Source organism: Salinivibrio sp. ES.052 (assembly GCF_900141775.1).
Taxonomy (GTDB): Bacteria; Pseudomonadota; Gammaproteobacteria; order Enterobacterales; family Vibrionaceae; genus Salinivibrio.
The window spans coordinates 19774-44764 of the sequence record NZ_FSRI01000005.1 but is presented as its reverse complement, the minus strand read 5'-3'; the positions used below and the strand labels follow the sequence as shown (position 1 = coordinate 44764).

At 49.6% G+C, this 24991-nt stretch carries 22 protein-coding genes; 10 read left to right on the top strand and 12 right to left on the bottom strand.

Going from position 1 to position 24991, the window contains the following annotated elements; genetic code table 11:
• From BUQ98_RS16615 to xerD, 4 genes are all read right to left on the bottom strand, one after another.
• Nucleotides 1-896 (bottom strand): amino acid--tRNA ligase-related protein (locus tag BUQ98_RS16615; protein WP_254813958.1); only part of this gene is annotated, 896 nt, incomplete at its 3' end.
• Between the two features lie 26 nt (nucleotides 897-922).
• Nucleotides 923-2021, bottom strand: a protein-coding gene (gene prfB, locus BUQ98_RS16610) for a peptide chain release factor 2 (protein ID WP_139294596.1) whose coding sequence is annotated in 2 segments (ribosomal slippage) — nucleotides 923-1945 and nucleotides 1947-2021 — 1098 coding nt in all. Because the reading frame shifts where the segments join, the coding sequence is not laid out codon by codon here.
• Between the two features lie 95 nt (nucleotides 2022-2116).
• Entirely contained in the window at nucleotides 2117-3847 is a 1731-nt protein-coding gene (gene recJ / locus BUQ98_RS16605; protein WP_074214887.1) for a single-stranded-DNA-specific exonuclease RecJ, read from the bottom strand.
• 26 nt (nucleotides 3848-3873) lie between these two features.
• The gene (xerD, locus tag BUQ98_RS16600) at nucleotides 3874-4722 is read right to left on the bottom strand and encodes a site-specific tyrosine recombinase XerD (protein ID WP_254813961.1); all 849 of its coding nucleotides are present in this window, start codon (nucleotides 4720-4722) and stop codon (nucleotides 3874-3876) included.
• Nucleotides 4723-4912: 190 nt separating this feature from the next.
• On the opposite strand from xerD, the gene fldB reads away from it, so the two are divergent.
• Nucleotides 4913-5431, top strand: coding sequence for a flavodoxin FldB (fldB, locus tag BUQ98_RS16595; RefSeq protein WP_074214885.1), 519 nt, complete (start codon nucleotides 4913-4915; stop codon nucleotides 5429-5431).
• 85 nt (nucleotides 5432-5516) lie between these two features.
• Here the strand turns inward: fldB and brnQ are convergent, their stop codons facing one another.
• Nucleotides 5517-6821 (bottom strand): branched-chain amino acid transport system II carrier protein, encoded by a 1305-nt coding sequence (gene brnQ, locus BUQ98_RS16590; RefSeq protein ID WP_074214884.1) that lies wholly within the window; start codon nucleotides 6819-6821, stop codon nucleotides 5517-5519.
• A 312-nt stretch (nucleotides 6822-7133) separates the two neighbouring features.
• On the opposite strand from brnQ, the gene BUQ98_RS16585 reads away from it, so the two are divergent.
• From BUQ98_RS16585 to BUQ98_RS16575, 3 genes are all read left to right on the top strand, one after another.
• On the top strand, nucleotides 7134-7838 hold the full coding sequence (locus BUQ98_RS16585; protein WP_074214883.1) for a tRNA1(Val) (adenine(37)-N6)-methyltransferase: 705 nt from the start codon (nucleotides 7134-7136) through the stop codon (nucleotides 7836-7838).
• A 106-nt stretch (nucleotides 7839-7944) separates the two neighbouring features.
• Nucleotides 7945-9168 carry an ATP-dependent RNA helicase SrmB gene (gene srmB, locus BUQ98_RS16580; RefSeq protein ID WP_074214882.1) on the top strand — a complete coding sequence of 408 codons (1224 nt, stop codon included), beginning with the start codon at nucleotides 7945-7947 and terminating at the stop codon, nucleotides 9166-9168.
• A gap of 235 nt (nucleotides 9169-9403) precedes the next feature.
• Nucleotides 9404-10951, top strand: coding sequence for an alanine/glycine:cation symporter family protein (locus tag BUQ98_RS16575; RefSeq protein ID WP_074214881.1), 1548 nt, complete (start codon nucleotides 9404-9406; stop codon nucleotides 10949-10951).
• 86 nt (nucleotides 10952-11037) lie between these two features.
• Here the strand turns inward: BUQ98_RS16575 and BUQ98_RS16570 are convergent, their stop codons facing one another.
• On the bottom strand, nucleotides 11038-11736 hold the full coding sequence (locus BUQ98_RS16570) for an oxidative stress defense protein (RefSeq protein ID WP_074214880.1): 699 nt from the start codon (nucleotides 11734-11736) through the stop codon (nucleotides 11038-11040).
• 92 nt (nucleotides 11737-11828) lie between these two features.
• Nucleotides 11829-12719: a LysR family transcriptional regulator ArgP gene (locus BUQ98_RS16565; RefSeq protein ID WP_074214879.1), complete on the bottom strand. Its 891-nt coding sequence runs from the start codon at nucleotides 12717-12719 to the stop codon at nucleotides 11829-11831.
• A 160-nt stretch (nucleotides 12720-12879) separates the two neighbouring features.
• Between BUQ98_RS16565 and BUQ98_RS16560 the strand changes: the two genes are divergently transcribed.
• Nucleotides 12880-13470 carry a LysE/ArgO family amino acid transporter gene (locus BUQ98_RS16560; RefSeq protein WP_074214890.1) on the top strand — a complete coding sequence of 197 codons (591 nt, stop codon included), beginning with the start codon at nucleotides 12880-12882 and terminating at the stop codon, nucleotides 13468-13470.
• 56 nt (nucleotides 13471-13526) lie between these two features.
• Here BUQ98_RS16560 and mscS read toward each other — a convergent pair whose 3' ends face one another.
• The 5 genes from mscS to BUQ98_RS16535 form a co-directional block, all read right to left on the bottom strand.
• Complete coding sequence (gene mscS / locus BUQ98_RS16555) at nucleotides 13527-14384, bottom strand: small-conductance mechanosensitive channel MscS (protein WP_074214878.1); 858 nt, start codon at nucleotides 14382-14384, stop codon at nucleotides 13527-13529.
• Nucleotides 14385-14551: 167 nt separating this feature from the next.
• A complete protein-coding gene (fbaA, locus tag BUQ98_RS16550; protein WP_074214877.1) occupies nucleotides 14552-15628 on the bottom strand; it encodes a class II fructose-bisphosphate aldolase in 1077 nt (358 codons plus the stop codon).
• Nucleotides 15629-15781: 153 nt separating this feature from the next.
• A complete protein-coding gene (locus BUQ98_RS16545; RefSeq protein WP_074214876.1) occupies nucleotides 15782-16948 on the bottom strand; it encodes a phosphoglycerate kinase in 1167 nt (388 codons plus the stop codon).
• A gap of 69 nt (nucleotides 16949-17017) precedes the next feature.
• A complete protein-coding gene (gene epd, locus BUQ98_RS16540) occupies nucleotides 17018-18025 on the bottom strand; it encodes an erythrose-4-phosphate dehydrogenase (protein WP_074214889.1) in 1008 nt (335 codons plus the stop codon).
• A gap of 165 nt (nucleotides 18026-18190) precedes the next feature.
• Nucleotides 18191-20146: a ligand-gated channel protein gene (locus tag BUQ98_RS16535; protein WP_074214875.1), complete on the bottom strand. Its 1956-nt coding sequence runs from the start codon at nucleotides 20144-20146 to the stop codon at nucleotides 18191-18193.
• A 173-nt stretch (nucleotides 20147-20319) separates the two neighbouring features.
• Here BUQ98_RS16535 and BUQ98_RS16530 point away from each other — a divergent pair, with 173 nt between their 5' ends.
• The 5 genes from BUQ98_RS16530 to gshB all read left to right on the top strand — a co-directional run bounded on the left by BUQ98_RS16530 (nucleotide 20320) and on the right by gshB (nucleotide 24981).
• Complete coding sequence (locus tag BUQ98_RS16530) at nucleotides 20320-21246, top strand: LysR family transcriptional regulator (protein WP_074214874.1); 927 nt, start codon at nucleotides 20320-20322, stop codon at nucleotides 21244-21246.
• 172 nt (nucleotides 21247-21418) lie between these two features.
• On the top strand, nucleotides 21419-22573 hold the full coding sequence (metK, locus tag BUQ98_RS16525) for a methionine adenosyltransferase (RefSeq protein WP_074214873.1): 1155 nt from the start codon (nucleotides 21419-21421) through the stop codon (nucleotides 22571-22573).
• A 71-nt stretch (nucleotides 22574-22644) separates the two neighbouring features.
• The gene (locus tag BUQ98_RS16520; protein ID WP_074214872.1) at nucleotides 22645-23136 is read left to right on the top strand and encodes a SprT family zinc-dependent metalloprotease; all 492 of its coding nucleotides are present in this window, start codon (nucleotides 22645-22647) and stop codon (nucleotides 23134-23136) included.
• 150 nt (nucleotides 23137-23286) lie between these two features.
• Nucleotides 23287-24018: a 16S rRNA (uracil(1498)-N(3))-methyltransferase gene (gene rsmE / locus BUQ98_RS17070; protein WP_074214871.1), complete on the top strand. Its 732-nt coding sequence runs from the start codon at nucleotides 23287-23289 to the stop codon at nucleotides 24016-24018.
• A gap of 18 nt (nucleotides 24019-24036) precedes the next feature.
• Entirely contained in the window at nucleotides 24037-24981 is a 945-nt protein-coding gene (gshB, locus tag BUQ98_RS17065; protein ID WP_074214870.1) for a glutathione synthase, read from the top strand.
• The last annotated feature ends 10 nt before the right edge of the window (nucleotides 24982-24991 follow it).

The following is a 24991-nucleotide window of genomic DNA, read 5'->3' as shown; positions in this document are numbered from 1 at the left end:
ACCGACTGCCCCATCACTTCCAGTGCCACGCGTGACAGCATGTCTTCGGTGAGATCCATCAGATCGTTATAATCGGCATACGCCATATAGAATTCCATCATGGTGAATTCTGGGTTATGGCGTGGTGATAGCCCTTCATTACGGAAGTTACGGTTAACTTCGAACACGCGCTCAAAGCCGCCAACCACGAGACGCTTTAAGTAAAGCTCTGGCGCCACACGTAAGTACATGTCGATATCTAACGCATTATGATGGGTGGTAAACGGACGTGCTGTCGCTCCGCCTGGGATGACATGCATCATCGGCGTTTCCACTTCCATAAAGTGTTTTTCTACCATGTAGTTACGAATGGCGGTCACGACACTTGAACGCACTTGAAATGCGTGACGTGACTCTTCGTTCACAATCAAGTCGACATAACGTTGGCGATAACGGAGCTCTTGATCCGCCAGGCCATGGAATTTTTCAGGCAGTGGCCGCAAGGCCTTGGTCAGTAACTGGTAGCGTTCCATGTTGACATAGAGATCGCCTTTGCCCGACTTGTGCAGCGCACCATGGACACCAATAATGTCACCAATATCCAGGCCTTGATACTCGGCTTTCAGTGCTTTTTGGACCTCTTTTGAGGCGTAAGCCTGAACCCGTCCTGACACATCTTGCACCACCAAAAACGGCCCACGTTTGGCCATGATACGGCCCGCAATGGTCACTTTATGGTCGAGTGTTTCGAGTTCCGCTTTCTCTTTTTCGCCAAACTCAGCCTGTAGGTCAGCGGCAAGATGTTCACGACGGAAGTCATTAGGATGGCCGTTTGCCTTACAGTTTTCACGAATGTGATTCAGTTTGGCGCGACGCTCGGCAATCAGCTTATTTTCGTCTGGTAACTGGTCAGTCATAGAAAACCCTTAACATTAAATCGTGATTACAGGCCAGATTTGAGGCTGGCTTCGATAAATTTATCTAAATTGCCGTCAAGAACGGCCTGTGTATTACGGTTTTCAACACCGGTACGCAAATCTTTGATACGGGAATCATCTAATACGTAGGAGCGGATCTGACTGCCCCAACCGATATCCGACTTCGCATCTTCGTTGGCTTGTTTTTCCGCATTTTGCTTTTGTAGCTCAAGTTCAAACAGTTTCGCTCGGAGCTGCTTCATCGCCTGATCTTTGTTTTTGTGTTGTGAGCGATCATTTTGACACTGCACCACCGCATTGGTGGGGATGTGGGTAATACGTACCGCTGACTCTGTGGTATTGACGTGCTGTCCCCCTGCCCCTGAGGCGCGGTAGACATCAATACGCAGATCCGATGGATTAATGTCGATCTCAATATCGTCATCGATTTCCGGATACACAAATGCAGAGGCAAATGAGGTATGACGGCGTCCACCGGAATCAAACGGAGATTTACGTACCAAACGGTGCACGCCTGTTTCAGTGCGCAACCAGCCGTAGGCATACTCACCCGAAATACGCACAGTGGCGGATTTAAGCCCTGCCACATCGCCTTCAGACACTTCAATGACTTCGGCTTTAAAGCCTTTGGCATCGGCCCAGCGCAGATACATGCGTAGCATCATGTTGGTCCAATCTTGTGCTTCTGTGCCACCAGACCCTGCTTGAAGGTCTATGTAGCTATCGGAGGCATCATGTTCGCCGGAGAACATGCGACGGAACTCAAGCTTAGTGAGCTTGTCTTCAAGATCAGCCAATTCGGGCTCAATTTCATCAAAGGTTTCTTGATCGTCTTCTTCGACGGCAAGCGTCAGTAGCTCATTAACATCTTCGCCACCTTGCGTCAGTTGATCGATGGTATCGACCACCGCCTCCAATGACGCGCGCTCTTTACCCAACGCTTGCGCACGTTGTGGTTCGTTCCACACATCCGGTTGTTCTAATTCGGCATTGACTTCTTCTAGACGCTCTTTCTTGGCGTCATAGTCAAAGATACCCCCGAAGGACATCGGTGCGTTCAGCGATATCCGCGAGGCGATTTTTGATTGGATTAATCTCAAACATGGTCAAGCATCTTCATTAATTAGCGGAAATTTAACCGCCGAATTTTAGCGAATTGTCACGCCAATAAACAGGGCGTGATGAAAAAAGCCGCATAATTAAGCGACTTCAAGGTGAGAAACGATCAACTGAGCGCTACGGTTACCGCGAAATTCATTAATATCCAGTCGATAGACCAAATGAAGTGTTTTTGCACTTGGATCTGGCCAGCGACGTAAATCGATATTAAACGCAATCGCATCAATCATGGTGCCACCCCCCGCTGGCTCTACCATCAGCTTTAGATGTTTCCCTCCCACCAACTTTTGCTGCAAGACATTGAAGGTGCCATCAAATTGAGGCTCTGGGAAACCTTGCCCCCACGGACCGCCCGATTGAATAAGCTCGGCCGTTTCTAGCCCAAGTTCATGGCTTTGTAATGGGCCATCGCTCAGCAATATGCCTTTTAGATCGTCATCACTCACTTGTTCCCGAACTTGCGCATCAAACAGCTGTGAAAAGGTGTTAAATTGAGTTTCATCGATGGTCAGCCCTGCCGCCATCGCGTGACCACCAAACTTTTTAATCAGGCCAGGATGTAACGTATCAATCCGATCTAACGTATCGCGCATATGTAAGCCTGGGATCGAACGTGCTGAGCCTTTTATCAGTCCATCACCACCATCGGCAAACGCAATCACCGGGCGGTGAAATTGATCTTTTAAGCGCGAGGCGAGGATCCCAATCACTCCCTGGTGCCAATCTCGCTGAAAAAGTGCCAGTCCGACCGGCAACTCACGCTCAGACTGCTCGGCAATCAAGCGCTCACACCAAGCCACGGCTTCTTGCTTCATTCCTTGCTCAATGTCTTTGCGGGTTTGATTGAGCGCATCCAACTCAGACGCCATGCGTCTGGCAGCATGAATGTTATCGCACAGTAATAACTCTACCCCAAAGGCCATGTCATCTAATCGTCCAGCGGCATTGATCCTGGGTCCTAACGCAAAGCCAAAATCACTGGCCACCAAGGTTGCCATATTGCGATTGGCGACCTCGATTAACGCTTGGATCCCCGGCCGACAGCGGCCTGCGCGGATCCGCTGTAACCCTTGATGAACCAATATACGATTATTACTATCAAGCGCTACCACATCGGCCACTGTACCCAGAGCCACGAGATCGAGTAACTCTGCCAAGTTGGGGATACCTAAGCCTTGTTGCTCAAACCACCCCTGATCACGTAAGTGCGCGCGCAGCGCCAGCATCAAATAAAACGCCACGCCCACCCCCGCCAGTGCTTTCGATGGAAAGTCACACTCATCAAGGTTCGGGTTAACCATCGCATCGGCATTCGGCAATTGGTCACCGGGTAAATGGTGATCGGTGACCAACACTTGCATACCGAGGTTTTTTGCATGAGCAACCCCTGACAATGAAGACACGCCATTGTCGACGGTCATAATCAGCTCGGCCCCGCGCTCAGCCGCCTGATCGACCACCTCAGGGCTTAAGCCATAACCATCGTCAAAACGGTTAGGCACTAAATAATCAACACGGGTCGCCCCCATCATACGTAGCGCTTTGACTGACAGCGCAGACGAGGTAGCACCATCAGCGTCAAAGTCACCAACAATAAGAATAAATTGATGGTTAGCTAAAGCGTTTGATAATAACTGTACCGCGGCATCGATCCCCATTAACGCTTGATATTGATACAGTCCCGCAGCACTTCGGTTAAGTTCGCTGTCATCGCGCAGCCCGCGATGTGTATATAAGCGCTGTAATAGCGGAGGAATCGCATCACTGAACGCTGGCGTCACCGAAGGCGTCCGTCTTTTTATTTCTATCATGAAATTACCACCAGTTATCAATTAGCTTAGCCACGCGGGTGATGCGCTTGATGGAGCTGCTTCAAACGCTCCGTTGCCACATGGGTATAGATTTGGGTCGTCGACAGGTCACTGTGCCCAAGTAACATCTGCACCACACGTAAGTCGGCCCCATGATTAAGTAAGTGGGTCGCAAAGGCATGTCGAAGGACGTGCGGCGATAGATCATCAGTTTCAATACCTGCCAGTTGAGCATAATATTTGATCCGATGCCAAAACGTTTGCCGCGTCATCTGTCGCGCACGCTTACTCGGGAAAAACACATCCGTGCTGGTTTGGCCTAATAAGATTGGGCGACCATGAGATAAATACTGTTCAAGCCAATCCACGGCCGACTCTCCCATCGGCACCAAGCGCTCTTTATCGCCTTTACCCAAAACGCGCACCACGCCTTGCCGTAAACTGACATTTTCAGTGGTCAGCCCAATTAGCTCAGTCACACGTAACCCCGTCGCATAGAGCAGTTCCAACATCGCTTTATCACGCAATTCAAGCGGATAAGCGGTATTAGGTGCTTCCAATAAATCGTTGATTTGCGCCTCCGTTAGATCCTTGGGAAGCCGCTTAGGCTGCTTGGGGCTGATCAAGGTAGCACTCGGATCGTCAGGCCGTAATTTCTGCCGATACAAATACTGAAAAAGCCGACGCAGGGCCGACACCATCCGACTGCGAGAGCTAGCCTGATAGCCTTGTTCATGTAGCCAGTACTGATAATCTTGCAAATCTTGTTTGCTTACTGCCACCAGCGCACGGCTATCCAGCCAGCGACACAGCTTGAGTAAATCGGTGCGATAGGAATTTAAGGTATTCTCAGACAACCCTCGCTCCATCCACATCGCGTCCAGAAACTGCTCGATGAGTTCAATGTTATTATTCACGTTCAGCCTGCTTGGTTATAAATTGGAAAACACGTGGTTTGCCGAGGTAGGGCCAGCCTGCCATTATACAAAATGTCGCCTTGTCCTGCTGGATCAAATTACCATTCAACAGGTAAACTGCCCCCATTCCAAACAAAAGAGTCGCGTTATGAAAATCGGTCTTTTTTATGGCTCTACCACCTGCTACACCGAAATGGCGGCGGAAAAAATCCGCGATTTTATCGGTGACGACTTGGTCGAGCTACACAATGTGAAAGAAACACCGCTAGCCAAAATGGCAGATTACGACTTGCTGCTGCTGGGTATTTCCACTTGGGATTTCGGCGAACTACAAGAAGACTGGGAAGCAATTTGGCAGGATATAGATACCCTAAAGCTGCACGATAAAACCATTGCATTATTCGGTCTGGGTGATCAGGAAGGATACGCTGAGTGGTACCTAGACGCCATGGGGATGCTACACCAACAATTACAAGGCAGTGGCGCACAATTTATCGGTTATTGGCCAACCGCAGGCTACCGCTTTGACGCATCCAAAGCCATCACTGAAGATGGCGAACAGTTTGTTGGATTGGCTCTCGATGAAGACACCGAATACGATCTCAGTGATGAGCGCATTCAAACATGGTGCGAGCAAGTCCTCTTAGAATACCAAGCTTTGCTCTGATCACGCCCTTACGCGCTATCGCTTACAAAAAAACCGCGCTCAGTCAGCGCGGTTTTTCTTCTCAAAAATGCGTTTTTCGTCGTACTTATGCCTCCGCTAAGGCACTGTCACGGGAACCGACAAATTTTGCTAAGACCATCGCAACCATCGTAGGAAGTAACCATGCCATGCCGATATCAAACAGTGGCAAGAAATCGAAGGTGCTCATGTCTATCCCCATCACTTTAGCCGCATCGAGCAAGCTAAAGAGCAATGCCACGCCGAGTACCAGACGATAGCCTAGCGCTGGATTTGGCAACCAGCGACGAATAAAGGTTAACCCAATCAGCGCAATGGCAACGGGGTATAAGGCAAAGAGGACCGGAACAGAAATAGCGATAAGCTGCTTCAAGCCAACATTGGCAACCACCGCACAGATAGTGGCCACCAGTACGACCCAACGGCGATACGTCCATGATGTGAGCGAGCTAAAGTAATCCGCACACGCACTGACCAAGCCAATCACCGTGGTCAAACACGCTAAACCGATAATCGCCGCTAAAATAATTTGTCCGACAGGGCCAAATAGGGCATCCACGTAAGCGGCCATGATCTCGCCACCATTTTGCGTCCCCTGTGCCACGGCACTGGCCGTGGAGCCTAAGTAAAACAAGGAAACGTAAACAAATGCTAGCCCTGCCGCGGCAATAATACCGGCGTAAATCAGATACATACAGGTTGCTTTGTTATCTTCAATCCCTTTTTTGCGGATAACATCGACAATTAACATGCCGAACATTAGCGCAGCAAAGGTATCCATGGTGTTATACCCTTCCAAGAAGCCTGTGGTCAGCGCATTCTCGATGTAATTGCCTTGAGCCGCAGCGACGTCACCTTGCGGGTTAACAATCACTGCGATCGCCAGAATGGCTAATGCCGCGAATAATAAAGGCGTTAAGAACTTACCGATACTATCAATCAATTTGCCTTGAGAGAGGGAGAAAAACATCGCGACAGCGAAAAAGACAACGGAGAAAGCACCAAGCTCAAACTGCCCAGGCTCTGACAAAAAGGGTTTAAAGCCAATCTCATAAGCAACGAGTCCCGCACGCGGAGCAGCAAACGCAGGACCGATTATGATAAAAATTAAGACGGCCATGAGTGTCGCCACGCCAGTGGGCAAATCACGCGTCAGCCCCTTCCAGCCTCCGCCGGCAACGGCAACGGCAATGATACCAATTAAAGGAAGGCCGACTGCGGTGATCAGAAATCCGATCATGGCGGCGGTGTAATGTTCGCCGGCTAACATGCCAGCTTGTGGTGGAAAGATTATATTTCCCGCGCCTAAGAAAAAGGCAAAGGTCATAAAACCTAACGCTAAAATATCTACTAATTTTAAACGTTTAGTCACGATGAATACCTACAGCTTTAGAGGGTGTTTGCAATGAATAATACTTCGCCCATTAGAAACGCTCGTTTATAATATTTTGTTTCAAACGATGGGCAGAATGCAGAATAATGAACAAGTTCCCTGCGACAGTAAAGGTGTTGGCAAAAAACCTTGTGATCTTCTGCTTTAGCAATAACAATTAGCTCAATAAACTGTCTGTCTTGCAATCTATGGCATTTTTTAACGAGCACACCCAGCTACATCACCGTCACATAAAAGCAAAAAATGCTATCGACTTGATAGAGAAAGGAAAATAAAGAAAACGAGAGATGTGTGAGTCAATTTCAATTTAAGCAATTTAGTATCACGCACGGCGACTGTGGCATGAAAGTCAGCACAGACGGGGTGCTATTAGGCGCATGGGCAGACCCAGGTGAGGCAGCATCCAGCCTAGATATTGGCACAGGGACAGGGCTACTCTCACTGATGTTGGCACAACGTTTTTCTCACCTATCCATCACCGCGGTTGAATACGATACGTCAGCGTATCGCTGTGCATGCCACAATGTGTTGCAATCTCGGTTTGCCCATCAAATTTGTTTGCGGCATGACGATATCAAGGCTTACCAGACTGCTCAACAGTGGCCTCATATTATTTGTAATCCTCCCTATTTCACCAGTGGCGCACCCTCACAAAACAGACAACGTGCGCAGGCCAGACATACCGACACACTCACTCACCCGGACTTAGTCACGACCTTGCGCCGTTTATTATCCCCCACGGGCTGTGCCGATCTGATCCTGCCAATCAAGGAAGCCGATGCTTTGATCAATACAGCGCATCACTATGGGCTATACTTACGCCGCCGTGTCGTTGTATATCCAACGCCCAATAAGGGGCCATCACGCTTACTGTTCACCTTAAGCCCCACGACGGGAACGCTAAGATCTGATACGATCACCGTGCGTGAGCAAAACGGCAACTACACCCAGGCTTTCGCAGCCCTGACGAGAGCGTTTTACCTCAAGCTACCGTAAGCCAAACATCGCAGTGTAGGACAACCGAGTTGGTCGTTGACGCTCTGCCCATTTACACCATTTGCGTCTATAATGCCGCGCTTAACTATCCTTGGAGAATTACCCTGTGCGAAGCTTTGCCGAACTAGAGCTGGATCCTGAACTGCTCAGTGCACTCGACGAGATGGGCTATCAGCGCCCAACGCTTATCCAGTCCGAGGTCATCCCCCATGGTATGGATGGGCGCGATATCCTCGCATCTGCGCCCACCGGAACAGGCAAAACAACTGCCTTTGTGCTGCCGATGCTACAACACTTGTTGGATTTCCCTCGACAAAAGCCAGGACCTGGGCGCGTTTTAATTCTCACCCCAACGCGTGAGTTAGCCATCCAAGTCGCCGATGAAGCGCGTGCATTGGCGAAAAACACCAGCCTAAAAATCTTCACCATCACCGGTGGAATTTCATACCAGGAGCATGCCGAGCAACTGGGTAAAACACAGGATATTGTGGTGGCCACACCAGGCCGTTTGATGGAATACATTGACGCAGAGCGTTTCGACTGCCGCGCGGTCGAGTGCCTGATCTTGGACGAAGCGGACCGCATGTTAGATATGGGGTTTGCCAACGCAGTTAACCGTTTATCTGATGAGTGCCAACGCCGTCGTCAAACCATGCTGTTCTCGGCCACATTAGAAGGTCGAGGCGTGAGTGGGTTCACTGACAGTCTTCTGGAAAATCCAGAGCTTATCGATGTCACCCCGCCTCGCCGTGAACGTAAAAAGATCACCCAGTGGTACCACCGCTGCGACGATCTTAACCACAAACGCGCTTTATTAAAGACCATTGTCACCGAACAGGCTGAACGCGCGATTGTCTTTATCAAAACCCGCGAACGCCTTGCTGAGCTTCGCGAATATATGCAGTCACAACAACTGGAATGTGCCTGGATCCAAGGTGAAATGCAGCAAGCTAAACGCAACAACGCCATCACGCGTTTTAGTGAAGGAAAAGTGCGTGTGCTTTTAGCAACCGATGTAGCGGCTCGAGGGATTGATGTGCCGAATATCACCCACGTGATTAACTACGATCTTCCTCGTACTGCCGATGTCTATTTACACCGAATTGGACGGACAGCGCGTGCGGGCAAAAAAGGATCAGCCATTTCTCTCGTCGAAGCGCATGATCAACCGATGATGGATAGAATCACCCGCTATATGGACGAAGAAATCAAAGAGCGCACCATTGATGGCTTAAAGCCAAAACATAAAAAAGCATCGCACAAGAAGAAAAAGAAGAAGCAAAGCGGTAAAAAATCGACTAGCGCGAATAAGCCCAAAAAACGCAAGTAGAGCTAGACACCGGTCAGCCTCTCTGACTGGCTGATATATAAGGATTTACTCAAGGAGGCCTCAAAAGGCCTCCTTTTTTTCGCCTATCACGTCCATTTTACTGAGCACAAAACGATCAGATTCACACAACACACAATGTGATGATACAAAATATTAACAATTGAGCATCGAATCAGTTTAAGATGCTGGTGGTGATAACAACAACATGATGCAAACACAGTAGAAGGAACTCACTATGCAATCGTTTGTCGATTTCTTAAATAGCATCATATGGAGCCCAGTGCTGATTTACACCTGTTTAGGTGCAGGCCTGTTCTACTCTATATTGACGCGTTTCGTTCAAGTTCGTCACTTCGCAGAAATGTGGCGACTCCTTTTTTCCGGCAAAAGTTCAGAAAAAGGGATCTCTTCATTCCAAGCACTGGCCGTTTCCCTTTCTGGCCGCGTCGGTACCGGTAATATTGCGGGTGTCGCCGCTGCGATCGGTTTTGGCGGTCCAGGCGCAGTTTTCTGGATGTGGGTCGTTGCCTTCCTCGGCGCGGCAACGGCTTACACCGAATCAACACTCGCGCAAATATACAAAGAAGAAGACAACGGCGAGTTCCGTGGTGGCCCCGCTTATTACATCGAAAAAGCCATGGGCCAAAAATGGTATGCCATCCTCTTTGCCCTCGCCACCCTCCTTGCTTGTGGTGTGATGCTACCCGGCGTGCAGTCTAACGCTATCGGTAATGCCGTTGAAACTGCCTTTGGGTCTGGCGCAATGGTCGATACCGCCATGTTTGGTGCACTTGAAGTATCGAAAGTGATCACCGGTGCCTTTATCTCTGTGGTACTCGGCTTCATCATTTTTGGTGGTGTTAAGCGTATTGCTCACTTTACCCAAATCGTGGTGCCTTTCATGGCACTGGCCTATATCATCATCGCATTCGTGATCATTTTGCTAAACATCAGCGAAGTGCCGACCGTGTTTGCCATGATTGTTGGCGATGCTTTCACCCCGATGGCTGGTGCTGGCGCGGCAATTGGTTGGGGGGTTAAACGTGGTGTTTACTCTAACGAAGCCGGTCAAGGTACAGGGCCCCATGCGGCGGCAGCAGCGAATGTTGATCACCCCGCACAACAAGGGTTAGTGCAATCTTTCTCGGTTTACATCGATACCTTGCTGGTCTGTTCAGCGACCGCGTTTATGATTATTATCACAGGCGCGTACAACGTGCATGGTGCCGGCGAAGCCTTCCTCGTACAGAACCTGGCCTCATCGGTCGCGGCGAACAGCCCTGAATTTACTCAGTTGGCAATTGAAGCCGCCATGCCAGGATTGGGGAAACCCTTTATCGCGTTTGCGCTCTTCTTCTTCGCTTTTACCACCATTTTGGCCTACTACTACATCGCAGAAACCAACATTGCTTACCTGCGCCGTACGTTTAAAGTGCCTGGTATGATGTTTGTGCTGAAACTGGTATTAATGTCCGCGGTGTTCTATGGCTGTGTCCGCAGTGCTAACTTGGCATGGGCGTTTGGTGATGCTGGGGTCGGCCTCATGGCGTGGTTAAACATTGTCGGGATCATCATCATCTTCTTTATCTCCAAACCGGCGATGAAGGCATTAAAAGACTACGAAGAGCAACAAGCCCAAGGCGTCGAAACTTATACCTTTGATCCTGTGAAGTTGGGGATTAAAAACGCTGACTACTGGGAGCAACGCCTCGCGCGTCGCAATGGCTCCCAAAGCAGTGACGCAACGGACCCTGACGGCAAGCCCGTTAATCCGACCGCGTAACACGTAAGATAAGCAAGAAAAAGGGCGCCTACTTAGGCGCCCTTTTTGCTTGATGACCCATCACATACCACCAACTGTATTCACAATTAATCATCTAAGCGGAAAATAATATCGACTTGGTCACTGACCTGCATTGTCATGTCTTGATAGCTTGCGGCAACATCGGCACTGCCACTGCGCATTTCGGCATTCATCATCACCGGACGTGGGTTACTCGAGCGGTAACGAACTTGCCATACTCCATCCAAATGCATATTTAGGCTTTCTGCCAATGCTTTCGCTTTCACTTTCGCATCGTTCACAGCAGCTTCTCTTGCTTTATCTTTGAGCTTGGATTGTTCACTGCTGGTTAACTGCACTTGGCGAATACGGTTAATTCCCTCTCCAAGAGCGCCATCCAGTACAGCATTCAGCTTGTCTAGCTGGTTTAGCGTCACCGTGACGTTACGCTCAGCGCGATAACCGATCAGTTCAGGTGCTTTGTCTTTCGTGTGTTGATAACGCGGTGAGAGCTGGATATGAGCGCTTTCTATCTGATCACGTTTCACCCCTTGCTTTGCCAGTCGTTCAATAAAAGCAGCTACCGCTTTATCTGAAGCGCCTTTGGCTGCTTTGGCGGTTTTACGCTCAGTCACCACCCCGACCTCAATATTAGCCATATCTGGGACAGCGGTGACTTCACCGACTCCGGTGATCTCTATATGAGGAAAATCGATGTTGGCCATCGCCGCTGGCGTCATCACCAAGGCCCCCGTAAGCCATACCATTGCTTTCAACTTACGCATAATTTCTCCTTTTCTGGACTCAAATAAGTTTGAGGGTATAAGGTCAGACTCTTATATCAACGAAAGGCTCCCTCGCGTCAGTCAAGTTTATGTTAAAACTGTGCGAGTATACCTTTCGCGGTCTGCTCACAGGCATGGGTGATGTCTGAGAGCACACCGCTTTCCATCGCCCAAAAATGCCAATATAGATGGCGAGACTCAACTTTTCCTGGCATCACATCCACCAACTGTCCATTCGTCAGTTGGTCCGCCACCATAATCCGAGGAATAAGACAGTACGCCATACTTTGGCTGGCCATGGCCACAAAAGCTTCTGATGAGCGAACAATATGCCGACGCCAACCTGCTGCTGGCATAGCAAAATGGGTCGCCAAAAAGTCAGCATGCATATCATCGTGGGCATCAAAAATGACGGCAGGCGCGACCATTAATGCTTCTCGGTCTATGCCTTGAGAAAAGTAACGCTGGGCAAACGCAGGCGTTGCCACACAACTATAGTCCATCCGCCCAAGGTACCGGCAGTCGCACCCATACATTGGGGTTGTGTCTGTGCTAATAGCAGCGATCGCCTCACCGCTACGCATTTTTTTAAGTGTACGGCTTTCATCTTCAACCAGCAGATTGAGATCAAGCGCTTGGTGTGCGGTTAACGGTGCCAACGCCGACAGTAGCCAGGTTGCTAAACTGTCAGCATTTGTTGCAATAGACACAGACAGCACAGAACCATCAATATCGGGCGCGAGCTCAGGCAATGTTTCTTGTTCCAACAACTGCACGCGTCGATAGAGCCCAAGTAAGCGCTGGCCGATCGGCGTGGGTCGCGGGGGTTGTTCACGCACCATAACAGGTTGCGCGATTTGCCGTTCTAACTGCTTGATCCGCTGGGAGACCGCCGACTGGGTAATAAACAGTGCCGCCGCCGCGCGTTCAAAACTCCCCCAAGAAATTACCGCATCTAACGCTTCAACCCCTCGATAATCCATCCCGCCTCCCAGATTATTAGTTCAACTAATTAACCATAAATATAATTAAGTTCCCTTAATAGGCATCTCTGCTTAAAGTGAGAGTCATCCCACGAGATAAAAGGAAGAGAAAGTGAGCAGTTTTTTAGTGGCACTTCAAGGCTTAGGCTTAAGCCTTACCATGATTATCCCAATTGGTGCGCAAAACGCCTATGTGATTAACCAAGGGATCAGTCGTGAGCATCATATGACCACCGCTTCGATTTGCTTTTTATGCGATATCATATTGATTTCAAGTGGCATTTTTGGTGGCGGTGCCTTGTTGGCAAGTTATCCTTTGCTGCTAAACACGATCACCCTCGCTGGGATCGCTTTTCTGAGTGTGTATGCGTGGCAGTTTATACAAAGTGCACGTCAGCAAAATCAGGAAGACGCATTGACAGTGCCGAGCATGAGCCGTGGACGCCGAGCGGTGATTATAGGTGCACTCGCTGTTACCTTGCTCAACCCCCATGTTTACTTGGATACAGTGGTGGTGTTAGGGGCGATTGGCGGGCAATTTGCCTTTGATGAACGCATCGCCTTTACCGTCGGCGCACTAGTGGGATCGTGCCTGTGGTTCTATGGCTTATCGGCAGGAGCCGCACGCCTATCCCCGTGGCTATCCACCCCTTCTATCCGGCGGCTGCTCGATCTGTTAATGGCGAGTATGATGTTGTTTGTGGCCGGAAAGCTCGCGCTTGGTCTTTATGCACGCTTGCTAGCGAGTTAGTCAATAATGGATGCGACCGTTCGCCGCATCCGTATTCGCTGAAGCGCATCGCGTGATTACGCTTGGCTCTCGCCGCGCTCGAAATGTACACTCATTTGCGGGAAAGGAATTTCGATACCGTTTTCGTCCAGCGCTTCTTTGATGGTTGGTAGGAGCTCAAAGTAAACACTCCAATAGTCTTCAGTTTTCACCCAAGGACGAACCACAAAATTGACCGATGAATCAGCTAAGGTCATCACCGCTACGTTAGGTGCGGGATCGTTAAGGATCAATGGATGATTCGTAACAATCTCCGTCAAAACCGCTTTGGTTTTCTTCAGATCAGCACTATAAGACACGCCAATGGTTAAATCGACACGACGCGTCGCATGCTTAGAATAGTTAGTAATCGGACTACTGATCACCGAGCCATTAGGGACGACAACCATTTTATTATCAGGCGTGGTCAAAACCGTAGAAAAAATTTGTATCGACTCGACAGAGCCTGCAACCCCAGCCAGTTCAACATAATCGCCAGATTTAAAGGGACGGAAAGTGACAATCAACACTCCCGCGGCGAAGTTTGCCAACGAGCCTTGCAAGGCTAAACCCACCGCTAACCCGGCAGCACCAAGAATCGCGATGACAGAGGCGGTTTGTACGCCTACACGGCTCAATGCGGCGATCAATACGATCACAAACAGCAGATAACGGACCAAGCCATGAATGAACTCGACAACGGCATTGTCCATATTGCGCTTGCGCATGATACCAGACACTGAGTTAGCTAAGCCTCTAACCACGAGGTTACCGATCACCAAGATCAACAATGCAGAGACAATATTGACCCCATATTGAATCAACAAGTCTTGGTTGTTGGTGAGCCATGCCTGTGCCCACTTAGCCCCTTCTACCACCGTATTTTCTTCACTCATTCCCTCTTCCCTCTATGATTGGAATAAATCATTACCTAATAGTAACAGGCTTTTACCATCCATTGTCTATCTTAGCGTCTTACTTCAGTGAACGCGGCATGACCAAATATAAAAAAGCCCGCCAAATATGGCGGGCTCATGTCTTCTTACGCTACCAGTACTGAAACTTACAGTACGTCAACCGCGTTAAGGTCTCTAAAGGCTTGCTCAAGACGCGCAACCATCGACTCTTGACCTTTGCGCAACCATACGCGTGGATCATAGAATTTTTTGTTAGGCTGATCATCCCCTTTCGGGTTACCGATTTGGCTTTGCAGATAACCTTCGTTGTCTTGGTAATACTGACGAATACCATCCCATGTTGCCCACTGGGTATCGGTATCGATGTTCATTTTGATCACGCCATAGCCAATAGACTCTTGAATCTGCGCTTCTGAAGAACCCGAGCCGCCATGGAAGACGAAGTTCAGACCATTGGTCGGCAGACCAAACTTCTCTGAACAGTAAGCTTGTGATTCACGTAGGATTTCTGGCTTAAGTACCACGTTACCTGGCTTATAAACACCGTGAACGTTACCGAATGAAGCGGCAATGGTGAAGCGAGGGCTGACAGCAGACAGTTTTTCGTACGCGTATGCCACTTCTTCTGGCTTGGTGTACAGGTCAGCGGTATCCACATCGCTGTTATCAACACCGTCTTCTTCACCACCAGTGATACCCAGTTCGATTTCCAGCGTCATGCCCATTTTGTCCATGCGCGCGAGGTATTCCGCACAGATTTCCATATTCTCTTCTAATGACTCTTCAGAAAGGTCAATCATGTGAGAAGAGAAAAGTGGCTTGCCGTGCTCTTTAAAGAAGGCTTCACCAGCGTCTAGTAGGCCGTCGATCCATGGCAGCAGTTTTTTCGCTGCATGGTCAGTGTGCATAATCACTGGCACACCATACACTTCAGCCATTGCGTGAACATATTTTGCACCCGCAACCGCACCTTTAATTTGCGCTTCTTGACCGTCTAGTTTCAGGCCTTTGCCTGGGAAGAAGCCAGCACCGCCGTTAGAGAATTGGATCACTACCGGCGCTTTCACTTTCGCCGCGGCTTCCATCACTGCGTTGATAGAGTCAGTGTTTACCACGTTAACCGCTGGCAACGCGAACTTGTTCTCTTTGGCAACTTCAAATACTTTCTGAACGTCATCGCCAGAGATAACGCCAGGTTTTACAAAATCAAAAACTTTAGACATAGCTCTTGTCCTATTAATTCGGGTTGTCTTCGCTGAACTGAGTAAAGATGCTATCGGCACCCTTATCAATATGGTGCAATCGTTTACGACTCGGCCTATTGTAGCCAAACGAAAGCAAAAACGGGAGGAGTCACTCCCGTTTTCTGATTGGGTTTATGCGTCTTTCGCACGCGCTTCCAGCATTTCTACGGCTGGAAGTGGTTTGCCTTCAACAAACTCTAGGAAGGCACCGCCGCCGGTTGAGATGTAAGACACATCAGCTTTAATGCCAAACTTATCAATGGCGGCCAGCGTATCGCCACCACCGGCTACAGAGAAGCCGTCTGATTCAGCGATCGCTTTTGAAATCCCGGCTGTACCCGCTTCAAAGTTTTTAAACTCGAAGACACCGACTGGGCCATTCCAAAGAATCGTTTTGGCATTTTTCAAAATATCAGCCAATGCTTGCGTTGATTCAGGACCGAGGTCGAAAATCATGTCATCGTCTTGCACGTCTTCAACACGCTTGATTTCTGCTTCTGCATTTTCATCAAACGCTTTGGCGCACGCCACGTCAGTCGCAACAGGGATGTGGCATTCTTCCATCAAAGATTTCGCCGTATCCACCAAGTCGGCTTCATAAAGCGATTTGCCCACATTGTGGCCATCAGCCGCAATAAAGGTGTTGGCAATGCCACCGCCGACCACGAGTTGGTCTGCAACGGTAGACAGTGATTTCAGCACCGTCAGTTTGGTCGACACTTTTGACCCACCCACAATGGCAACCATTGGGCGAGCAGGGTTGTCCATTGCTTTGCCAAGCGCGTCGAGCTCGTTGGCCAGTAATGGTCCGGCACATGCGATCGGCGCATGCGTGCCCACACCATGGGTTGACGCTTGTGCGCGGTGCGCAGTACCAAAGGCGTCCATCACGAAGATATCGCACAGTGCGGCATATTTTTTCGACAGCGCTTCGTCGTTTTTCTTCTCGCCTTTATTAAAGCGAACGTTCTCAAGCACCACCAGCTCACCGGCGTTTAGTTCAAGACCGTCTAAGTAATCTTTAGCCAGGCTAACTTTGCAGTCCAGCGCGTCGTCAAGATAGTTCACAACTGGTTGCAGTGAGTATTGGTCTTCAGGCTGTCCTTCTTCAGGACGACCTAAATGAGAGGTCACCATCACTTTTGCGCCGGCTTCCAGGCAGTGTTTGATGGTAGGCAATGACGCCAAAATACGTGCGTCAGAGGTGACTTTACCGTTTTTCACCGGTACGTTTAGATCGGCACGGATAAAGACACGCTTTCCGGCAAGATCTAAGTCGGTCATCTTAATTACAGACATAGGGTCCTCTCTATAAGGTTGCAAATTGAAACTGACTTAATCAGGGTGACACTCCCCCAGCTTGTACGCTCACTGCGCCATGGCAAGGGTGGTATCCAACATTCGGTTGGCAAAGCCCCACTCGTTGTCGCACCAAACCAGCGTTTTAATCAGCTGATGATTGCTTACCCGCGTTTGCGACCCATCGACAATGGCACTGTGTGAGTCATGGTTAAAGTCAATCGACACCAAGGGTGCTTCGGTATAATCCAGTATACCGTCTAATGTACATCGAGATGCGGTTTGCAGGGCTTGATTTACGTCATTAACTTTCACTTTAGTACGTACAGTGACACTTAAATCCATGGCTGTCACGTTTATCGTCGGTACGCGGACAGAGATCGCTTCAAACTTGTCAGAAAATTTCGGAAAAATCCTACCAATTCCAACATGGAGTTTGGTATCAACGGGAATAATAGACTGACTCGCCGTACGTGTGCGACGGAGATCAGAATGGTAAGCATCAATCACTTGCTGATCATTCATAGAAGAGTGAATAGTGGTGATGGTGCCGGACTCAATACCAAAATGCTCATCCAGCGCTTTGATCACTGGCACAATGCAATTGGTGGTACAGGAACCATTGGAGACAATACGATCATCCGATGTCAATGCTTCGTGATTGACGCCATATATCACGGTTCGGTCAACATCTTGACTCGCAGGGTGTGAAAACAAAACTTTTTTAGCCCCAGCAGCAATGTGCGCTTCGCCGTCTTCGCGTGTGCCAAATTTGCCCGTACAGTCTAGGACAATATCGACATCAAGATCACGCCAAGGTAAGAGTTGTAACTCCGGTAAATGTAGGAGACGAATGCTATCGGTGGCAACAAACAAGTGTTCTTGATTGTAGGAAACGGGCCAGCCGAATCGACCATGGCTAGAGTCATACTGGAGCAGGTGCGCCATCGCTTCCGGTTCTGCGAGTTCATTAATCGCGACCACTTGGATGCGATCGTGCTTACCGCTCTCATATAGGGCACGCAATACACTGCGTCCTATGCGGCCAAATCCATTAATTGCGACTCTTAATGCCATGTCCATCGGTGCTCGTTTAACGATGACACACAGTGTATCTCAAGCACGTAAAAGACGCACGTCTTGTGTGAGTCTTCTCACGTTGTTCAAAACAAAAATGCCCACCAGTAGCAAAGCTTGGCGGGCAGACAGCTGTCAGTAAACGCCCTCGTCGGTTAGCCTTATTTAAAAGTGCACATTCATGCCCAACCAATATCGACGTTCATCGGTTATATAACCGTAGTCGTCGTAATCAAGCGTATTATCCAACACATTATGTATCGCGCCTTGAAGCTTGATCGACTCGGTTAATTGATAATTCGCCCCCATATCCACCATAGTGTAAGCAGGCTCTGTATTGCTACGTGACGACGGGCCAGTAACAGGATCCATCTCCTTACCGCGGTAAGTGGCACTCACCCAAGGGCTAAGTTGTTCTGTGGCTTGCCAGTTTACTTCACCATAAGCAAGTTGCTGCGGTATTTGCGTGAGTGGTTGTCCTTTATAATCACCGGTTTTTTGCTCTGAATCGGTGTAGGTATAGCTTGCACTTACATCGACCGTATCAGTCACCGGCATAAAGATATTGGCTTCAATGCCTTGGGTGACGGCTTCATCGACGTTTATTCGATAGGTAGGATCGGAGCCAAACTGGTTGGCGCCATCCGTGCACACTGAGATTGGGCAGGTCACACGAGTGATTTTATCTTTAAAATCATTATGGAATGCGGTTAACGAGCCACTGACTCCGGTATCGCCTTGGTAGTTGATACTGACTTCTGAATTCACAGAGGTTTCGGGTTCCAGATCGGCGTTACCATAGATATTTCCCCCGCGACTGACTTGCGCCCAATTCGGCGCAATCTCTCGCAATTGTGGCGAGCGGAAACCGGTCGCCACCCCACCTTTCACTATCCAGCTATCGGTGAGCTGATACACACCATACAGGCGTGGACTGGCGTGGTAGTCGTAGTTCTCATCGTGATCGACACGCAAGCCAAGGGTGAGGCTAAATGGATCAATGACACGCCATTCATCCTCAACAAACAAAGCGGCTTGTGTATTGTCAATTTCAGTTTGAGTCGAAACTTGGTTAGAGGAAAAGTCCTCCAACTTCGCCTTGTTCACTGAGCCGCCAACAGTCAACGTATGTGTTTCAAAGTCACGAATGAGACGGGTCTTAAATTCCGTGTTTTTGATTGTCATCTCGCGACTTTTGTTACGGCTCTGCTCGTATTGCAAGTGCGAGTCTGACCAGCCCCAGGTCCAATGCCCTTCATGCCCCAGCGCTACCGACTGTCGCCGATATTCATTATTACTGTTTTCACAACCGCGTCGACAACCTTCGGTCGGGACGGTTTTACCCATCTGGCCACTGCGCTCTTGCGAGCTCGCGCCTAAGTCCAAGGTCCACTGTTGAAAATCGCTTGCATCATACGTCAACGAGGTTGATAGGCTGCGTAAAGATTTATCCTCGTAACCGAAAGTAATATCGTCTTCTTGGCGCTGAACGTTTTGCCCTGATACCGTCATCCCCAGCTTATCGCTCAAGGCACCAGAGAGATAAAAGTTGGCGCTTTGTTCGTCACCGGATGTGCGTTTTTCTTGTAACAACGTGCTTAACTGTACGTTGCCATGCCACTCCTGTTGGTCTCGACGAGTAATGATGTTAATCACCCCACCAATCGCATCAGAACCATAGAGTGTCGACATCGGCCCTCGAATCACCTCGATACGTTCAATCGCTTGAAGGGGGGGTAACCAGCCTTGTTCAATGCCCGGGCCATCGCTATTCGGACGCGTTTCGCGACTACTGGTCCGTTTACCGTCAACAAGCATCAAGGTGTACTTTGAGCCCATACCACGAATACTGATATCCGTGGTATCACCACCTCCGGTCACCACCACGCCAGGAATACGTTTTAGGGCATCGGTGACATCGCGATAATAACGATCTTCAAGTTGGTCACGGTTAATCACACTGATACTTGCTGGCGCCTTTGCTGTGGCTTGTTCAAACCCTGAGGCAGTGATAACCATGGTTTCAGTATTTTGACCTGCCGCTTCAGCAGCATGAATCGCGCTGACGGGGATACCGGCTAATACCATCCCAAGAACAACGGGACGAAGACAACTGGACATAATCAACTCCATTTTGTGATAATGATTATTGTTTGCTAAACGATAATTATTCACAATTGGGTCGGAATGCCTAGGGACAAAAAGGGAACATCTCGTTCCAGTTATAGAACGAGGCAATGATCACCATCGCGAACCTCTGGTATCGCTCTTCACCGGATTGAAAAAGGACCGTTATGCAGGACTTCTCCTCTATTCGTGCATTTGTTGCGTTGTGTCATCATCAAAGCCTAACGGCGGCGGCGAAAGCACTAGAACAACCCAAATCGACAATCAGTCGCCGCCTAGCCCAGCTCGAGACAGACATGGGGCAATCACTGACTCAACGACAAGGAAACCGGCTGGTGTTAACCAAAGCGGGCGAGATATTTTCTCGCTACTGCCAGCAAATGCTCGATCTGGTGGAGGAAAGTGAAGAAGCAATACAGGGGTTAAACAATTACCTACAAGGTCCCGTTGATGTTATTTGTCACCCGGGGATGATGCGCGGATGGGCAGGTCCATTAATTAATGCGTTTTTGGCCCAGCACCCCAAAGTATCCATTTCCTTAACCAGTGAAGTCAGCGCGCAACGCATTCAATCTGCCGATATTATTATTTGGGCTGGCGATATCATGCTACCGGTTAACGCTCGCTCTCACGAACTAGGCCATTGGCGATATGGCATTTATGCGGCCCCCCACTATATTGAGCAACATGGGCCATTCACGCATCCCAAGTCACTCGATAAACACCCTTGGCTGGATGTCTTTGCCCTACGGCGACAAGGATTGACCCTTTATAATCACGATAAAACCTACCACCTGAGGGCCATGCCTAGCCGCTTTAATTGCGATATGATTGCGATTCAATTAGATGCCATTGCTGATGGACAAGGGGTAGGATTGTTGCCAATTTGGAGTGCGGCTGGCTATCAACATCATCACCCTGCTAGAATCACACGGTGCGTGCCCGAGTGGCACTCTGTCGCTATTCCTTTGCGTCTACACTGCAGTGCGGGCCGGCTTCCGCTACGCGTTGAATCGCTAGTTCATTGGCTACGAGACGCGGCACCAGCATCTTGGCTGTCAGTTAATCCGTCCGATCCAATTGGCGTGAGGTAAGCGATAACCCCTCGCCTTTGCTATACCTTAAATACACCCATATGCATCAACTGACTTGCGTTTATCACAATTGCGAATAAAATAGACGTCTAGAAGTTAAAACATCTGAGATGATCGGCGGCGCAATTTATTACGTACCGTCAATCCCCTTGATAATCAATGAGAGTGTCACATGGCTAAGCACCTGTTTACCTCAGAGTCCGTCTCTGAAGGCCATCCTGATAAAATCGCAGATCAGATTTCTGATGCTGTTTTGGATGCCATTCTTGAGCAAGACCCCAAAGCACGCGTTGCCTGCGAAACCTACGTAAAAACTGGCATGGTGATGGTAGGCGGGGAAGTTACTACCTCGGCATGGGTGGATATTGAAGAGCTCACTCGTCAAACCGTCGAAGATATTGGGTATGTCCATTCGGATATGGGCTTTGATGCCAACTCTTGCGCAGTATTGAACACCATTGGTAAACAATCGCCTGACATCAACCAAGGCGTTGATCGTGCTGACCCGAAAGATCAGGGCGCAGGCGACCAAGGGATCATGTTTGGCTTTGCTACCAACGAAACCAATGTGCTAATGCCTGCCCCTATCACTTATTCACACCGTTTAGTCGAACGTCAGGCGCAAGTGCGCAAAGACGGCACCTTAGACTGGCTACGTCCTGACGCAAAAAGTCAGGTCACCTTTGCCTATGACAACGGTAAAATAGCGGGCATTGACGCCGTGGTCCTGTCAACACAGCACTGCGACAGTATTTCAACTGAAGATCTGCGCGAAGCGGTGATGGAAGAAATCATCAAGCCGGTGTTACCGTCAGAGTGGCTGACCAAGGATACCAAGTATTTCATCAACCCAACGGGCCGATTTGTAATTGGCGGGCCGATGGGAGACTGTGGTTTGACCGGCCGTAAGATCATTGTTGACACCTACGGCGGCGCAGCCCGTCACGGTGGCGGGGCTTTCTCGGGTAAAGACCCATCGAAAGTCGACCGTTCCGCGGCTTATGCGGCCCGTTACGTGGCAAAAAACATTGTCGCGGCTGGCCTTGCCGATCGCTGCGAGATCCAGTTGTCCTATGCGATTGGTGTCGCGGAGCCGACCTCCATCATGATTGAAACCTTTGGCACCGAAAAAGTGGCCCCAGAGGTGATCATCAAAGCAGTCCGTGAGCATTTCGATTTACGCCCGTATGGCCTGCAAGAGATGCTAGATTTGTTGCAGCCTATCTACAAGCAAACCGCTGCCTATGGTCACTTTGGTCGTGACATCTTCCCATGGGAGAAAACCGACAAAGCCGATCTGTTGCGCGACTTTGCCAAGCTCGGGTAACCTCCGCTGACTCATGGTTTTTAAGGGAAGCTTCGGCTTCCCTTTTTGATCGCCACCAGGACCGCCATACTATGTCTTCTGTTTCTGACACACTCATAAAAACGGTGACTCACCGAGTTAATGGCTGTATCGATACGGCCAATCGTGCGCTAGGCACACAGCTTGAGTATCCGCACATTGGTTTTACACTCAGAGGCCGCTCAGCCGGCACCGCGCATCCGACGCAGTGGCGAGTGCGATTCAACCCAGTCTTGTTGCAGCAAGCACCTGACGCATTTTTTGAGGAGGTCATTCCACATGAAGTATGCCATTTAGTGACTTTCGCGCTGCATGGACGTGTAAAGCCTCATGGCTCAGAGTGGCGCCATTTGATGATCCACGTATTTAGCGTACCAGCGAATACCACCCACCAGCTCGATATCACGGCAGTGCAAGGAACAACCTTTGACTATCATTGTGATTGTGGGCCTGTGGCATTAACAATACGGCGTCACAATAAAATACAGCGGGGTCAAGCGATCTACCATTGCAAACGCTGCCGCCAAACCTTGGTGCCAGGCTGAGATAGACACCACGGACCGTTTGCTTTTCCATTCTTGATCCCCATATTACCTCCAGAGCCTATTGTTTTGGGTGCAAGCATATTCATGCTCCCTCCCGTCCCCATTGGCCGTGTTACACTGGGGGCTGATTGATAATGGAAAGCGAACACAATGCGAATTCCTCGAGTTTATCATCCGACGCCTTTGCCTTCTCAAGGCTCGGTGACCTTAAGCGATGAAGCGGCGAATCACTTAGGCCGCGTATTACGGATGCAGGTAGACCAACCTATTCTGCTTTTTGATGGCAGTGGCGCACAGTTTCCCGCTACGCTGACGGAAGTCAGTAAGAAGCAGGTATCTGCCGCCATCTCTGCGCGTAAAGCACACAGCGTCGAGTCTCCACTTGACTTTGAGCTGGGCCAAGTGATTTCGCGTGGTGAAAAGATGGAATTTACCATCCAAAAATCGGTTGAATTAGGGGTGAATACCATCACACCGCTTTTGTCGGCTCGGTGTGGTGTCAAACTCAATGCCGAACGACTCGAGAAAAAACGCCAACAATGGCAAAAGATCGCGATTGGTGCCTGCGAGCAAAGTGGACGCAATATCGTTCCCGTCATCAATCCAGTAATCCATCTAGACACTTGGTGTCAACAGACGTTTGATGGCTTAAAACTGAACCTTCATCCGCGCGCGCCCTACTCTATCAACACGCTCCCTGAGGCGCCCAAAAAGTTACGCCTGCTGATTGGTCCGGAGGGGGGATTGTCAGAGGAAGAAATAGCGATGACACGCGAGCACGGCTTTGACGAAATATTATTAGGCCCACGCGTGTTGCGTACTGAAACAGCCGCACTCACTGCCATCACGGCACTCCAAGTGCGTTTTGGCGATCTGGGTTAACAGGCAAACAGGAGAAAGATAATGAAAATAGGTGTGGTGATGGACCCCATTGAGGCCATCAGTGTGAAAAAAGACTCCACGTTTGCCATGATGTTGGCGGCACAAAAGCGCGGTTGGGAAATACACACCATCTTGATGGATGACATGTCGATGCTGCAAGGTGAACCTCACGCCCGAGCTTACCGTGTCACTCTGACAGATGATCCCAATGATTGGTACCAAGTGACGCAAACCCAAACATTCCCCTTACGCGAATTTGACGCTATTTTAATGCGTAAGGATCCACCATTTGATACCGAGTATATTTACGCTACCTACCTGTTAGAACGCGCGGAGGAAGCGGGCGTATTAATTGTTAACAAGCCGCAAAGCCTGCGTGACTGTAACGAAAAGCTTTATACTGCCTGGTTCCCGGAACATACCCCAACCACCTTAGTGACCCGACGGGCCGACGAAATCCGCGCCTTTCAGGCTGAGCATGGTGATGTCATTTTAAAACCACTCGATGGGATGGGAGGAGCTTCCATTTTTCGAGTCAAGCAAGGTGACCCTAACCTTGGCGTGATCATTGAAACACTCACTGAGCACGGTCAGCGCTTTTGTATGGCACAAACGTTTGTCCCTGACATCAGTAACGGCGACAAACGTATCTTGGTTGTCGACGGCGAGCCCGTTCCCTACTGCTTGGCGCGGATCCCTGCAGAAGGTGAAACGCGCGGTAATCTGGCGGCTGGCGGCCGTGGTGAAGCGCGTCCCTTATCTGAAACGGATTGGGCCATCGCCCGTGCCATTGCCCCGACCTTAAAAGACAAGGGCTTGATTTTTGTTGGCCTAGACGTGATTGGCGATAAGCTAACGGAGATAAACGTCACCAGCCCAACCTGTATTCGAGAAATTGACGCCGCGTATGACATTTCAATTGGTGACATGCTGATGGAGGCCATCGCCAAGCGCTGTGCCTAAGCCAACGAGG